Source organism: Noviherbaspirillum sedimenti (assembly GCF_003590835.1).
In the GTDB taxonomy this organism is placed as follows: domain Bacteria; phylum Pseudomonadota; class Gammaproteobacteria; order Burkholderiales; family Burkholderiaceae_D; genus Paucimonas; species Paucimonas sedimenti.
On sequence record NZ_QYUQ01000002.1, the window covers coordinates 1,095,964 to 1,110,101 of the forward strand.

Consider the following 14,138-nt stretch of genomic DNA (forward strand, 5'->3'; position numbering starts at 1 on the left):
GCGATATTGCTCTGCAAATGAACAACTGATGGGGGAAAAGCAGCAGGTTACCGATGAAACAAAACTGCCGGATACGGGCAAGAGAATTTTCTTGGCAACCCCGCTGGCATAGAACACGGTTCCTTAGCCCGGTAGCTTTGTGCCCCCGCTTTTCAGACGGGTTTACCGTTTATCAAAACCTTAAATAATATCATCATTTTCCGCGTTCTCGCTTGAGGTGTTGCTGTGTCTCATACGAGAAGTAGCTCATGCCAATGCATCAAATTCATCAATTTTTCCTGTAACATCATGGTGGTCTTGCACAACGGCCTGGGCCTGCTGCTGGGCTACTGGCTGGCCAAGCTGTGCGGCATGAGCGTTCCCAAACGCAAGGCGCTGGCGATCGAAATCGGCATGCAGAATTCCGGGCTCGGGGTGGCGCAAGCCACCGCGCATTTCTCACCGCTGGCAGCGGTGCCGAGCGAAATTTTCAGCGTATGGCACAATATCTCGGGAGCGCTGGCGGCGGATGCCACCATCCCGCAGGTCGAAAGTGGCAAGGCTTAAGGCTTGATACGACTTCCCGCACCGGCATCCTGAAAAAGCGAGGCGAAGCGTGTTGAGCGCCTCGCCTCGGACCAGAAAGTACCTGTTGCTTCTACGTAAGGCGTCTTCGGAATGTCTCTCGCGTTAACGTATCAGTTATTGGCAAATGCCGTGCTGATCGTGCACTTCGCTATCGTCGTGTTCGTGGTCGGTGGCCTGGTGCTGGTCGTCGCCGGCAACCTGATTGGGTGGCAGTGGGTCAACCGCATCTGGTTCCGCGTTGCACACCTCGCGGCGATCGCGACAGTGGTCGTCGAGTCATGGACGGATATCGTCTGCCCGCTCACCACACTGGAATCCTGGCTGCGCACCAAGGCAGGCGCAGATCCGTACAGCGGCGGTTTCATCGAGCACTGGCTGCAGCAATTGCTGTTCTATGAAGCCCCGTGGTGGGTATTTGCCGTCACCTACTCGGCTTTCGGCTTGCTGGTGGCCGCCGCCTGGTGGTACTTTCCTCCCAAGGCGGGCAAGCGGCGGCATGGAAAAGGCGCCTGAAGGTGCATGAGCGGCGCCTAAGCCATCACCTCCACCACCGCTTGCGCCACCCGTCGCACATTGCCGGTCGTCAGCCCGGTAATACAAATCCGTCCCGAATCCAGCAGATAGATGCCGAAGCGATCGCGCAGGGCTTGCGCATGGGTGGCGAAAAAGCCGCTGTAGCTGAACATGCCGCGCTGGGCGGTGATAAAACCCACCTGCGCATCCGGGCGCAGGATCAGTATCTGGTCCTGCAACGCCTGGCGCATCTGCAGGATGCGCGCGCGCATGGCCCCGACTTCGGCGCGCCACATGGCATTCAACTGCGGATTCAGCAAGACCCGCGCGACGATCTGGCCGCCATGCGTGGGCGGGCTGGAATAGCTGCGCCGCACCGTGAATTCCATCTGGCCCAGCACCCGGTCGGCTTCCTCGGCATCCTTGCAGACGATGCTGAGCGCGCCGCAGCGCTCGCCGTACAGCGAAAAGGTCTTGGAAAAGGAATTGCTGACGAAGAAGGACAAGCCGGCATCGGCCATGGCCCGCATTGCATAGGCATCCTCTTCCATGCCCTGCCCCAGGCCCTGGTAGGCGATGTCGCAGAAGGGAATCAGTTCGCGCGCGACGCAAATGCGCACCACGTCATCCCATTGCGCCGGCGTCAGGTCGACGCCGGTGGGGTTGTGGCAGCACGGATGGAACAGCACGATGCTGCGTGCCGGCAGTTGCTCCAGGCAAGCCGTCATGCCGGCAAAATTGACGCCGCTGCTGGCTGCATCGAAATACGGATAGCGGTTGACGGTAAAGCCGGAACCGGAAAAAATCGCCGCGTGGTTGTCCCACGACGGGTCGCTGACCCAGACTTGTGACTCCGGGAAATACTGCTTCAACAGGTCGCTGCCCAGTTTCAGCGCGCCCGAGCCGCCGATGGTCTGCGCCGTGGCGATGTGTTTCGCCGTCACTTTCGGGTGTGCGGCGCCAAACAGCACTTCCTGCACTGCCTGGCGGTAATTCGCCGCGCCGGCCATCGGCTGGTAGATGCAGGCTTGCGTTTCCGCCTGCAAGGCCTGTTCGGCGATCCGCACCGATTCCAGCTTGGGCACATTGCCGGCATCGTCGTAATACAGGCCGATGCTCAGATTGACCTTTTCCGGGCGGGGATCCTGGCGGAAGCGGTCAACCAGCGAAAAAATGGGGTCGCCGGGATAACGGGGGAAATGCTCGAACATGATGTGCTCCGGGTTACTGCGCCAGGAAATGGATCGCGGTGTTGGCCAAAACGACCATTATCGCAATAAATGCCCTAGCGGCAAGTAGTCCGGCCAGAATAATATGTTTAATTCATATGTTTAATTAACATGCTTAATTCATATGCTTAATTCAAGGGCACGCCACGCGCCCGGCCGACATCGACCGGCGACACCATGGGTGCCTGGTTGCCCCAGGTGTTGCGCATGTAGGAAACCACTGCGGCCACTTCGCCATCATTCAGTTCATGCGCGAAAGGCGGCATGCCGTAGGGACGCGGGTTGCCTCGCGTCGTCGGCGGATAACCACCGTTCAAGACCATGCGGATCGGGTTGAGGGCGTTATCCAGGGTCAGGGCGCGGTTGCCGGCCAGCGGCGGATACGCCGGCGGCTGCCCCTGGCCATTGGCCTTGTGGCAATCGACACAGTATTTTTCATAAATGCGCTGCCCTTCCTTCAGCACCTGCTCGGCATTGTCGCTGGCGGCGACGCTGCGCAGGCTGGGCGGCGCGCCGCTCTGCGGCAGCGATTTGAGGTAAGCGGCGATCGCGCCGGCATCGGCCGCATCCAGGTATTGCAGGCTCTGGCCGACCACCTCGGCCATCGGCCCGGAAGCGGTGCCGCGCATCGATACGCCGGTGGTCAGCAAGTCGGCGATGTGGCGCGCTTCCCAGTTGCCCAGGCCGCTTGCAGCGTCACCCGTCAGTGCCGGCGCATACCAGTTCTGCACCGGGATCAGGCCGCCGGCCAGGTCGAGTTTTTCTTCGCTGCCACCCAGGGTGGTGCGGCTGGTATGGCAGGCGCTGCAATGGCCGGCGCCCTGCACCAGGTAGGCGCCGCGGTTCCACTCGACCGATTTGCCGTCGTCCGGCTTGAACTCGCCGGGACGGAAATACAAGGCGCGCCAGCCGGCCAACAGGATCCGCTGGTTGTAGGGGAAGCGCAATTCGGCTGGGCGGTTTGGCTGCGCCACCGGCTCCAGCGTGCGCAGGTAGGCGAAGATCGCATCCGTGTCGGCGCGCGTCATGCGGGTGTAGTTCGTATAAGGGAAAGCCGGATACAGGAATTGGCCATCCTTCGATTTGCCGTTATGCAGGGCGCGCCAGAAATCGTCGGCGGTCCATTGGCCAATGCCGGTTTCGGCATGCGGCGTCAGGTTGGAGGTATAGATATTGCCAAAAGGCGTGGGAATAGCCCGCCCGCCGGCGTACTCCGGGCCGCCGCGCGCGGTGTGGCAAGCCATGCAATCGCCGACCCGCGCAAGATAAGCGCCGCGGCGCAACTGTTCGGCGCTGTCGGCCACCGGCGCGGAAAGCATGCCGCTGCCGGGCTCATGCCAGACCTGGTAGCCCACCACGGCGGCCGGGATGGCGACGAAAAGAACAAGCACCACGCCCAGGAGGGCCAGCAACAGGCGCTTCATGGCTGCCTCCCTGCTTGCTGCGCCGCGTTGCCGGAGACGATCACGCCATGCGCGCTGCCGCAGGGCAGCGGCAATTTGACCGGCAACGAGGCTGCCGGGGTGCTGTTGGCCGGCACCGGCTGCGAAGCCAGCCAGGCGGACGCCGCGCTGACGTCGGCCGGCGTGAGGCGGCTGGTGATCTCCGCCATGCAATCTGGCGCCGCCGTGCGCCGGGTCTTGTTACGCCAGGCGCCGAACTGCGCATTCAGGTAATCGCGCGGCAATCCCAGCAGGCCGGGAATCGTCGGCGCCACGCCGGTCAGTTTCTGGCCGTGGCAGGCGACGCAGGCCGGGACCTTTTTGGCGGCATCGCCCGACAGCACCAGTTGCCGGCCTCGTTCCATTTCTTCCTTGCTGACATTGACCGCCTGCGGCGGCGGATAGGGCAAATGCTGACTGGCGAAGTAATCCGCGAGTTCCTTCAGATAAGCATCCGACATCTGGTCCACCATGTAAGTCATCATCGGATATTGCCGCTGACCGTCGCGAAAATTGACCAGCTGGTTGTAGAGATAGCCGGCAGGCTTGCCGGCGATGCGCGGAAAAAAACCCTCGCTGGTGGCACGCCCTTCCTTGCCGTGGCAAGCCGCGCAGGCGAGTGCGCGCTGGGCGATGGTATCGGGGATCGCCGGCTGGGCGATGGCGACGCCCCCTGAAATGGCGAAGGCACATGCAAAGATGAAACAATTCAAAAGCGGGAAGATTTTTTTCATGGGATTCGATCAGTCAGACCATTCGCTCCGGCCACTCCGGAGCGCGTGCGCGACACCGCTTGGTCCTGCAAATGCGCACGCCAGCCGACCTTCCGGCACCGGAACAATGTTGCAATTATCGCTCTTCCTTAAAAAATAAACAGGAGCAGAAATGGAATTTAAAACCATATCAGATACATTTCCTTTGCGCGCTGCGACCTTGCCGCCAGCCGCAATTGATATGAAATCAAACCGATATTGATACCTGTACTTCAAATTCATGGCGCGCGGCTCGTTTCTACTCTTGGCTATCGAAAGCGTCACGGAACAGTGCATAAATATCACTCACAGAAAAAACTGATATGTTTTTTGAGAGGAATCTGCTCCTGATAAGTTTACGCCGCAAACACTAGCATAGCGCCAACCCACATCAACGGATGGCACCGATCGTCGTGCGCCACTGTTCCAGGAAGGACTCTCATGAACCCCACCGGCTTGTTGCTAGCCACCTTCATTTTGTCAATCGTCGGCTTGTTTGCGTTTATCTGGTCGCTGCGCAAAGGCTTGTTCGATGCCGAATCCAGCGGTGCCAGAACGATTTTCTCGGCCGGTGAAATTGGCCGCACCGAAGAGCCGGCCGCAAGCAGTCAGCAGCATCAGGCGCTGCAACAAGTCACCGATCGCAGCGATGCCAGGTCCAGCCGGCGCCAGGAAATCTCCGCCGCCGAGCTGGCAGTACGTGCAGCGGCCGACCGCTCGAGCGCCTTCCCTGCCTACCTGTTGTTTGCCTGTGCAGTGGTGTGGCTAATAGTGGGCTCGGCGGCAGGCCTGGTCAGTTCGTTGAAGCTGCACTGGCCCGACCTGCTGACCGATACCGCCTGGCTTTCCTTCGGACGCCTGCGCGCCATTCACCTCAACACGGTGGCGTATGGCTGGGCGCCGATGGGCTTGCTCGGACTGGCCATGTGGATGCTGCCGCGCCTGCTGAAAACGCCCTTGCTGGGCGGCCGCCTGATCATCCTCGGCGCCGTTATCTGGAACGCCGGCCTGATCGCCGGCCTGGGCGGAATTGCCGTCGGCATCAATGCCGGCATGGAATGGCTTGAAATCCCCTGGCAGATCGGCGGGATGTTCGCCGTCGGCGGCATGCTGATCGGCTTGCCGATGGCCTTCATGCTCCCTAAACGCAAGGTGCATCATCTGTATGTGTCGGTGTGGTACATCGGCGCCGCGCTGTTCTGGTTTCCGACGCTGTACCTGGTCGCCAAGATACCGGGGCTGCATTTCGGCATGGAGATGGCGACCATGAACTGGTGGTTCGGCCATAACGTGCTGGGCCTGTTCTTTACGCCGCTGTCGATCGCCTGCGTCTATTACTTCCTGCCCAAGGTAATCGGCCGGCCGGTGCAGTCGTACAACCTGTCCCTGCTGGGCTTCTGGACGCTGGCCTTTTTCTATGGCCAGGTCGGCGCGCACCACCTGATTGGCGGTCCGATTCCGGAATGGCTGATCACCCTGTCGATCGTGCAAAGTGTGATGATGATCATCCCGGTGGTGGCGTTCTCGCTGAACCAGCACCTGACGCTCCAGGGGCACTTCGGCGCGCTCAAGCATTCGCCGACCCTGCGCTTCATTTTCTTCGGCGCGGTCATGTATACGATCACCTCGCTGCAAGGTTCCATGGAAGCGCTGCGCTCGCTCAACGCGGTCACCCATTTCACCCATTTCACCGTGGCGCATGCGCATCTGGGCATGTACGGCTTCGTTTCGATGGTGATCTTCGGCGGCGTCTATTTCGCCATGCCGCGCATCCTCGACACACCCTGGCCGAAGCAAAAACTGATCGCCCTGCATTTCTGGCTGGTGGTGGCAGGCTTTGCCGTGTATATCGTGACGCTGTCCATCGGCGGCTTGCTGCAGGGGCTGGTCCTGCTCGACCCGGCACGCCAGTTCATGGATTCGGTGGCGGTCACCCTGCCGTGGCTGCAAGGCCGCTCGCTCGGCGGCGCGCTGATGACGCTGGGGCATCTGTGCTTTGCAGCGCACGTGCTGCTGATCACGCTACGCTCGGGCTTGCTGACGCAACCGGTGCGTACCACCGTCCACTCCCCGGCCTGACAGAATCGACAAACAAATGGAAAACGAACTCAAACTGATCAGCGGGGCCATGGTGACCCTGTCCCTGGCGACCGCCGCGATGGTGGTGGTGCCGTTCATGCAACTCAAGGATGTGCCGGCGCCGGAAGCGCTGGCGCCTTACACCAGCGAGCAGTTGCGCGGCCGCCAGGTGTATATCGCCAACGGCTGCATCGCCTGCCACACGCAGCAGCCCAGCATCACCGGCGCCGGACGCGCCGATGCGCAGCGCGGCTGGGGCCGCGCCTCGGTGGCGGCCGACTACCATTACGACCAGCCGCCGCTGCTGGGCACCATGCGCACCGGCCCCGATCTGTTCAACATCGGCGCGCGCCAGCCGAGCGCCGACTGGCACCTGGGCCATCTGTTCCAGCCGCGCGCCTATGTCCCTGGCAGCAACATGCCAGCCTACCGCTTCATGTTCGAAATCAAGGATCCGGCCACGGTCGGCAAGGGCGAACGGGTGGTGACGCTGCCGCCCGGCACGGTCGCCTACGACAAGGTCGTCGTGGCAAAACCTGAGGCGCTTGACCTGGTGGCTTACTTGCAGGGCATGAACCATACCTATCCGGTTCTGACGCTGGAGCAGGCAGAGAATTTGACACGCACGGCGGCCCCGGCGGGCGCAGATGGCGCCGGCAAGGATGCGCCGAATACCGAAAAAGCAGGAGCAGACAATGCAGCCGCAACAAAACCGTAACTCGGAAAATCCGGACCCGACCGAACAAAACAATCCGGTGCCCCGCGTCGTCATGGGCCTGGCGCTGGCGCTGGCACTGTGGGGTGTCGGCTACATTTTCATGGCGGAGCCGGACGGCGTCGCCGAGCTGGGCGACCGGCGGGTGCCGGCGGCGCTGGCGCCGAGTGCCGCGCAGTCGCAAGGCAAGGTGGATGGCAAGCAGGTTTATGCCGCCAACTGCCAGGCCTGCCATCAGGCTACCGGCCAGGGCTTGCCGGGCGTGTTTCCGCCCCTGGCGAACTCCTCCTGGGTCAAGGGCGAGCCGCAGGTACTCACGCAGATCATCCTGCATGGCCTGACCGGCCCCATCGAAGTGGCCGGCATCACCTACAACGGCGCCATGCCGGCGTTCGGCGCCCAGCTGGGCGATGCGGAAATCGCCGCGGTCGCGACATTCATCCGTAATGAATGGGGCAATGGCAGCGCGGCGGTCGAGGCCGCCAGTGTAACAGCGACGCGCCAGGCCAGCGACCGCCGGAGCGCGCCCTGGCAAGACGTCAAGGAACTGCAGGAATTCATCGCGGCGCAGGCGGAAAGCAAGTCGTGAACGGCACTATCCTGCGCACCTGCGTGGCGACCCTGCTGGTCGCTGCCGCTGCGCTGGCGGCATTCTATTGGGTCACTGCCGGCTTCTCCGCGGTGAGCGCCGATGGCGTGCGCCGCGCCCATCTGGCGCAAGCGCCGCGCGCGCTGCCGGATCTTGCGCTGATCGACCAGCGCGGCGAACCGCTGGCGCTGTCTGACTACGGCGCGCCACGGCAAAAAGCCACTTTCGTGGCGCTGGTTTATGTGCAGTGCCAGACCGTCTGTCGCACCAGTGCCTCCGGCCAGGCCTGGCTGCAGCATGCGATCCGCGCGCGCGGACTGCAGGAGCGCGTGCAGTTGCTGACGCTGAGTTTCGATCCGCGCAATGACAGCCCGGCGGTGCTGGATGCCTATGCCCGCAAGCTGGGCGCCGATAGCGCGCTGTGGAAATTCGCGACTGTGCGCGATGCCGCCGATCTTCCAGCGCTGCTCGGGCTGTTCGATATCGTGGTGCTGCCGGACGGCCTGGGCGGTTATTCCCACAACGCCGCGCTGTTCCTGGTGGATGGCAACGGCCGCCTGGCCCGTGCCTACGACATCGACCGGCCCGATCTGGCGCTGGCCGATTTCCTGCAACAGCAGGGAGGCTAGATGCGCCCGCTGCGTTTGCTACGTCATCCAGCGCTGCCGGGCCTGTTGCTGGCGGCGCTCGCGCCGCTGCATCCGTGGCTGGAGCAAGACATGATGCGGCACATGGCCATCGAACTGCCGTTGCTGTTTGCCATTGGCTGGCTGGCCGCCGCAGCGGCCGGCCAGCGCTTGACACGGATGCTGGCGTCCTGGAATCTCGGCGGCCTGCCGGCCCTGCTCGGCGCGCTTCTGGTGACAGGCTTCTGGATGATTCCGGCTGCGCTCGATCGCGCCGTACTGGACGACGGCATCGGCATGATCAAGGTGGTCAGCCTGGTGGCAGCCGGCATGGCCGCAGGCGCATCGTGGCGCAGCGCCGGCGTGGTGATCCAGGCTTTTTTTATGCTGAACTGGTTCTCGATGACGCTGGCGGCCGGGCTGCTGTACCAGGAAGCGCCGCAGCAATTGTGCAGTGTATACCTGGCCGACCAGCAAGGCGCCGCCGGCATGGCCGTGGTCGGCTGGGCGGTGTTGATCCTGGTGGTGTGGCTGCCGCGCGCCTTTGCCGCGCTTGATCTGAGCGGGGATCGGGCGGATGCCTGAGCGCAAGGAGATCCATGTCTTGGAAAAAGCCACGGTACAATCAGGGCATTCCGTTCGCTAATTGCCCATGAAACGCTACGAATCTCTTGCCGAGGACATCGCCCAGTCGATCCGGACTGGCGTCTTGAAGCTGGGCGACCGCCTGCCTTCCGTGCGGCAGGCCAGTGCCAGCCGCGGCGTCAGCCCTTCCACCGTGTTTGAAGCCTATTACCTGCTGGAGGCGCGCGGCCTGATCCGCGCGCGCGAGCGCTCCGGCTATTACGTGATTGCCGGCGCCCGGGCGATGCCGCCAGAGCCGGAAATCGTCTCCCGCCCGGATGGCGACTCCACCCCGGTCGATGTCAGCACGCTGGTGTTCGACATCCTCGAGTCGACCCGCTCGCGCGACGTGGTGCCGTTCGGCTCGGCCTTTCCCAGCCCCCTGCTGTTTCCTTTCGACCGCCTGGCGCGCGCCATGACGACGGCCATCCAGAAGATGGATCCGTGGAGCACCATCGATGACATCACACCCGGCAACGCCAGTTTGCGCCGGCAAATCGCCCTGCGCTACCTGATCGACGGCCTGCACGTGCATACCGATGAAATCATCATCACCAACGGTGCCATCGATGCCCTGAACCTGTGCCTGCAGGCGGTGGCCCGGCCGGGCGACGCGGTCATCATCGAATCGCCCAGTTTCTACGGCGCGCTGCAGGCGCTGGAGCGGATCGGCCTGAAGGCCATCGAGGTGCCGACGCATCCGCGCGAAGGCGTCGATCTGGGCGCGCTTGCGCTGGCGCTGGAACGACATCGCCCCAAGGCATGCTGGCTGATGACCAATTTCCAGAACCCGCTGGGCAGCCTGATGCCCGACGAAAAGAAACGCGCCCTGGTCGAATTGCTGACGCTGCACGACGTGCCGCTGATCGAGGATGACGTCTATGGCGAACTGTATTTCGGCAGCAAGCGCCCAGTGCCGGCCAAGGCGTTCGATACCAAGGGGTTGGTGATGCACTGTTCGTCGTTTTCCAAAAGCCTGGCCCCCGGCTACCGCGTCGGTTGGGCCGCGCCCGGCCGCTATGCGCAAGCCGTGGCGCGGCAAAAACTGACGACCACGCTGTCGGTCTCGGCGCCAGTGCAGGCAGCGCTGGCCGAATACCTCGCCAAGGGCGGCTATGACAGGCACCTGCGGCAATTGCGCCATGCCCTGTCGGTGCAACAGAGCGCCGTCATGCAGGCGATCGTCCGGCATTTTCCGGCGGGTACGCGGGCTACCCGCCCCAGCGGCGGCTATTTTTTATGGCTTGAATTGCCGGAGAAAGTCAACGCGCTCGAGATCCACCGGCACGCTCTGTCCCTCGGCATCAGCGTGGCGCCCGGCCCGATGTTTTCGGCGCAGCGTGGCTTTACCAACTGCCTGCGGATCAATTATGGTCATCCGCTCGACGAACGCGCCGAGGCGGCCCTGGCCACGCTCGGGCGACTGGTGTCCGCCTATAGCGATCCCAAAACAGGCGCGGCCGCCGGCAATCAGGGCAAGTCGCGCAATATCTGATAATCGCCGTCGCTGATCGGCACGAAGCGCAGCGCTTTCAGATTGTCCAGCAAGGCCTTGTTGCCGGCGCCATTCTGTCCTAAAAATACCGCACTGATCTTATCCTTGAGGCTTGCGCACAACTGGCCCCGGTAAACATAAGGATTGACCGGCATGCGCGCCGACCGCCAGAGGACCCGAAAATCCCCTGCGCTCGCCTTGCCGGCTTCCACCAGCGAGGTCAGCAGGTAGCTCGACACGAAGGCCGCATCCACGCGACCATTGACGACTGCCAGCGCGGACTGGTCGTGCGAACCGGTGTAGCCGACCTGGCTGAAATATCCTCCTAGCGGGACCTGGACATGCCGCGAAAACTCCTGCCGCGGTATCAGGGCACCGGAAGTGCTGTCGGGATCGACCAGGGCCAGCTTTTTTCCGCGCAGGGTTTCCAGCGCAGTATACGGCCCTTGCCGACGCACGATCAGCAACGAAGTATAGAACGCCCCTTCTTCCTGAAAAGCGCCTTTTTTCTTGGCGGTGGCCGCAAACGCAGTGATGCGCGGGTCGGCTTTCTTGGCGTTGAGGTAGGCTGCCGGCCCCAGGTTCGCCAGATCGATGGCGCCCGCCAGCAAGCCTTCCACCACGGCGCCGTACGAGGATGGCATGACTACCTCGACCGGCAGGCCGGTGGCGGCCTGCAGTGAATCGAACAAGGGCTGGTGCGCCGCGATATCCTTTTGCAGGTCATCTTGCGGCACCATGGCAAAACGCAGGTGATGCGGCTTTTCGCATTCGATGGCAAGGGCGTGCGCGGCCAGGAGCATGAGCACAGCGGCAATGCTCAGCCGCAGCAACCCATGCCTGAAGCCAAGCGCGGGCGAAGTCTTAAATCGGATCATAGGAGAGTGAATTTTCCGCGCTGCAGGATTGCGGCGACTTCCGCCGCAGCCGCCGGCCGCTGAAAGTAAAAACCCTGTACCTGGTCGCAGCCTGCGGTTTTCAGATGCACCAACTGGTCGACGCTTTCGACGCCTTCGGCGACCACCATCAAGCCGAGGTTGTGCGCCAGCGAAATGGTGGATGCAACGATTGCCGCGTCGCTGTTGTCGTTGCGGATATCGCGGATGAAGGAACGATCGATCTTGACCGCATGCAGCGGCAGCCTTTTCAGCTTGCTCAGGCTGGAAAAGCCGATGCCATAATCATCCAGTGCAATGCGCACGCCCAGCGCCTGCAGCTGGTCCAGCACTGACAGGGCAAACTCGAGGTCTTCGATCAGGCAACTTTCCGTGACTTCGAATTCCAGCAAAGTAGCGGAAATGCCATGCCGTTGCAGCGCGCCGGTCACGGTTTCCAGCAGGGTATCGTCCTTCAGCTGCTTCGCCGACACATTCACCGCCACCGGCTTCACCGGCACGCCTTGCTGCCGCCATTGCGCAAGCTGGCGGCAGGCCGCCTCGATTACCCAGTTCCCCAGCGGGACGATCAAGTCATGCGCCTCGGCCAGGCCGATGAAATCATTCGGATACAACAGGCCATGTTCCGGATGTCGCCAGCGCACCAGCGCTTCCAGTCCGGCCACATGGAAATCCTGCAGATCGACGCGCGCCTGGTAATGCAGGCAGAATTCCTCGTCCCGGATCGCACGCTTGAAGCGCGCCAGCAATTCGTTCTGGCGCGCGGAGGTGGCATTCAGCGAGGCGTCATGGAAACGATAGGTTGCGCAGCCCGCCAGCTTGGCTGTGTACATGGCCGTATCGGCGTGCGTCAGCAGGGTTTCCACATCCTGGCCGTCGCGTGGATACAAAGCGATGCCGATGCTGGGGCCGACCTCGACATCGTGCCCGTCGAGGTCAAGGAACGGTGCGCAGATTGCCTCCACCAGTTTGGCGGCGATGCTGGCGACAGCCTCTTCTGTCGCCACTTCGGACACCAGCATGACGAATTCGTCGCCGCCCAGGCGCGCCAGCAAATCGTATTCGCGCAAGGTCCCGCGCAGGCGCGCGGCAACCGCCTGCAACAGGCGATCGCCGACGGCGTGGCCGAGCGTATCGTTGATCAGCTTGAATTTGTCCAGGTCGAGAAAAAAAAGCGCATAGAAGTTGCGGCTGCGCCTGGCGCGCGCCAGTTCTGCCGCAGCCAGTTCGTAAAACAGCATGCGGTTGGCGATTCCGGTCAGATGGTCATGCGAGGCCAGTTGCAGCGCCCGGGTCTTTTCGCTTTCCAGCTGCCGGATCAGGCCGCGCTTTTCCTGCTCGGAGTCCGACAGCACCTTGTAGAGCCGGTGCTGGCGCCGTGCGATCACCGCCAAGCCCAGCGTCAGTAACAGGAACATCAGCGATGTGATGACGGCGCGCCCATAATATGCCCGGTGTTGCGGCGCCAGCTTCGCCACCACCGCCTCCTCATCGCGACTGACCACCACGGCCAGCGGGTGGCCGTCCAGGCGGCGATAGACGCCCAGGCGCCGCCCCGTTTCGCCAGGACGGCTGGCGCTGAGCTTGCCTTTGGCTGCGGCACCGGCAGAAAATTTCACATACTCGCTGGCGCCCAGGTCGCGCCCGGCGGACAAGGTCGCGCCATTCAATTCCGCCAGCTGGTAGCCATCCATGGCCATGATTTCGATACGCCCGCCATCACCCAGGTCAACTTCCCTGTTCAGGCGTAAAAAATAGCCGAGATCGATGATGGCGGCAAACACGCCCAGCCGCTTCCCCCCAGAAAACAAGGGCAGCAGGACCGGCACCCGCCAGGCAGCGGAGGTGGCTGCGACCGGACGACCAATAAGTAACGCCTGCCTGCTACCGGCGGCACTGGACGCCGCCAGATAGGCCGCGACCACCGGTCCGAGTTCCGGTTCGGTTTGCCGGTTGGCGGAAGAATGCCGCAGACCGCCATGCTGGTCGAAGATCGCAATGCACAAGTAAGCGTTGTCGCCGGTAAACAAGGGATTCAGATAATTGGCGGCGCTACTATCGCCTTCCAGCAGGGACTTGCCTATCCTGGCATAGAGTTCGGATCTGCCGAACACTTCCTTGAGGTTGGCGGCGATGATGGCGGCGATATTGCTGCTTTCGGCGACGGCATTTTCGTGCGCCAGCGTCTTTTCATTCTCGACCCGGGAAATCGTCACCGACCACACGACCAGCGTAGCAAGGCCGGCCAGAACAAAGGCGCCAAAAATCCATGCCTTTTCACTGAAAATCAGATTTTTCAGACGCTGCAGCGGGTAAGGAAAGGAAAATGGCAAAGTTCAGGTCGATAACGAACGAATTACGGTACGCGCTGGAAATCCAGACACAGGGAAGATTGTATTAATTGTATCAAGGCAATGTTTCATTATCATTACTGAGCGCTACTTGCCTATTCGTTTCGCACTCTTGTTACTGCCACCGATCTAGATACTGCCACCGATCTAGAACTGAAGACTACTGTCAATTTATTTCCCCAAGAAAAGAGAATGATCATTTACTCTTTTGTGTTAATATAGCCCGCTAGATCGTCTTAGCCGCACCCATTTCATTGTCC

The 14,138-nt window shown here is 62.1% G+C and carries 13 protein-coding genes, 1 pseudogene and 1 riboswitch; of the genes and pseudogenes, 8 read left to right on the forward strand and 6 right to left on the reverse strand.

What is annotated here, in order from left to right:
* Positions 1–90: 90 nt before the first annotated feature.
* Positions 91–177: riboswitch (cyclic di-GMP riboswitch) on the reverse strand.
* 111 nt (positions 178–288) lie between these two features.
* A pseudogene (locus D3878_RS05170) lies at positions 289–546 on the forward strand (bile acid:sodium symporter family protein); the annotation flags it as partial.
* Positions 547–657: 111 nt separating this feature from the next.
* Positions 658–1,080: a DUF2784 domain-containing protein gene (locus tag D3878_RS05175; protein ID WP_119784500.1), complete on the forward strand. Its 423-nt coding sequence runs from the start codon at positions 658–660 to the stop codon at positions 1,078–1,080.
* A 17-nt stretch (positions 1,081–1,097) separates the two neighbouring features.
* On the opposite strand, the gene D3878_RS05180 is transcribed toward D3878_RS05175, so the two are convergent.
* From D3878_RS05180 to D3878_RS23405, 4 genes are all read right to left on the reverse strand, one after another.
* The gene (locus D3878_RS05180) at positions 1,098–2,291 is read right to left on the reverse strand and encodes an amino acid aminotransferase (protein WP_119784501.1); all 1,194 of its coding nucleotides are present in this window, start codon (positions 2,289–2,291) and stop codon (positions 1,098–1,100) included.
* A 146-nt stretch (positions 2,292–2,437) separates the two neighbouring features.
* Complete coding sequence (locus tag D3878_RS05185; protein WP_119784502.1) at positions 2,438–3,733, reverse strand: cytochrome c; 1,296 nt, start codon at positions 3,731–3,733, stop codon at positions 2,438–2,440.
* Complete coding sequence (locus tag D3878_RS05190; protein WP_119784503.1) at positions 3,730–4,485, reverse strand: c-type cytochrome; 756 nt, start codon at positions 4,483–4,485, stop codon at positions 3,730–3,732. The genes D3878_RS05185 and D3878_RS05190 overlap by 4 nt, the downstream gene beginning before the upstream one ends.
* A gap of 9 nt (positions 4,486–4,494) precedes the next feature.
* Positions 4,495–4,746 carry a hypothetical protein gene (locus tag D3878_RS23405; protein ID WP_147383889.1) on the reverse strand — a complete coding sequence of 84 codons (252 nt, stop codon included), beginning with the start codon at positions 4,744–4,746 and terminating at the stop codon, positions 4,495–4,497.
* Positions 4,747–4,944: 198 nt separating this feature from the next.
* Between D3878_RS23405 and D3878_RS05195 the strand changes: the two genes are divergently transcribed.
* The 6 genes from D3878_RS05195 to D3878_RS05220 all read left to right on the forward strand — a co-directional run bounded on the left by D3878_RS05195 (position 4,945) and on the right by D3878_RS05220 (position 10,631).
* Positions 4,945–6,582 (forward strand): cbb3-type cytochrome c oxidase subunit I, encoded by a 1,638-nt coding sequence (locus tag D3878_RS05195; protein ID WP_119784504.1) that lies wholly within the window; start codon positions 4,945–4,947, stop codon positions 6,580–6,582.
* Positions 6,583–6,598: 16 nt separating this feature from the next.
* Positions 6,599–7,300, forward strand: a complete 702-nt coding sequence (locus tag D3878_RS05200; RefSeq protein ID WP_119784505.1) for a cbb3-type cytochrome c oxidase subunit II — start codon at positions 6,599–6,601, stop codon at positions 7,298–7,300.
* Positions 7,278–7,886, forward strand: coding sequence for a c-type cytochrome (locus D3878_RS05205; RefSeq protein WP_119787714.1), 609 nt, complete (start codon positions 7,278–7,280; stop codon positions 7,884–7,886). The genes D3878_RS05200 and D3878_RS05205 overlap by 23 nt, the downstream gene beginning before the upstream one ends.
* Positions 7,883–8,515 (forward strand): SCO family protein, encoded by a 633-nt coding sequence (locus D3878_RS05210; RefSeq protein ID WP_199688310.1) that lies wholly within the window; start codon positions 7,883–7,885, stop codon positions 8,513–8,515. Before D3878_RS05205 ends, D3878_RS05210 begins: the two co-directional genes overlap by 4 nt.
* Positions 8,516–9,097, forward strand: a complete 582-nt coding sequence (locus D3878_RS05215) for a hypothetical protein (RefSeq protein ID WP_119784507.1) — start codon at positions 8,516–8,518, stop codon at positions 9,095–9,097. It abuts the gene before it with no gap.
* Between the two features lie 67 nt (positions 9,098–9,164).
* Positions 9,165–10,631, forward strand: a complete 1,467-nt coding sequence (locus D3878_RS05220; protein ID WP_119784508.1) for an aminotransferase-like domain-containing protein — start codon at positions 9,165–9,167, stop codon at positions 10,629–10,631.
* Here the strand turns inward: D3878_RS05220 and D3878_RS05225 are convergent.
* Positions 10,607–11,509 (reverse strand): phosphate/phosphite/phosphonate ABC transporter substrate-binding protein, encoded by a 903-nt coding sequence (locus D3878_RS05225; protein WP_119784509.1) that lies wholly within the window; start codon positions 11,507–11,509, stop codon positions 10,607–10,609. The genes D3878_RS05220 and D3878_RS05225 overlap by 25 nt on opposite strands.
* Positions 11,506–13,860: a putative bifunctional diguanylate cyclase/phosphodiesterase gene (locus tag D3878_RS05230; RefSeq protein ID WP_233556235.1), complete on the reverse strand. Its 2,355-nt coding sequence runs from the start codon at positions 13,858–13,860 to the stop codon at positions 11,506–11,508. The genes D3878_RS05225 and D3878_RS05230 overlap by 4 nt, the downstream gene beginning before the upstream one ends.
* Between the last annotated feature and the right edge of the window lie 278 nt (positions 13,861–14,138).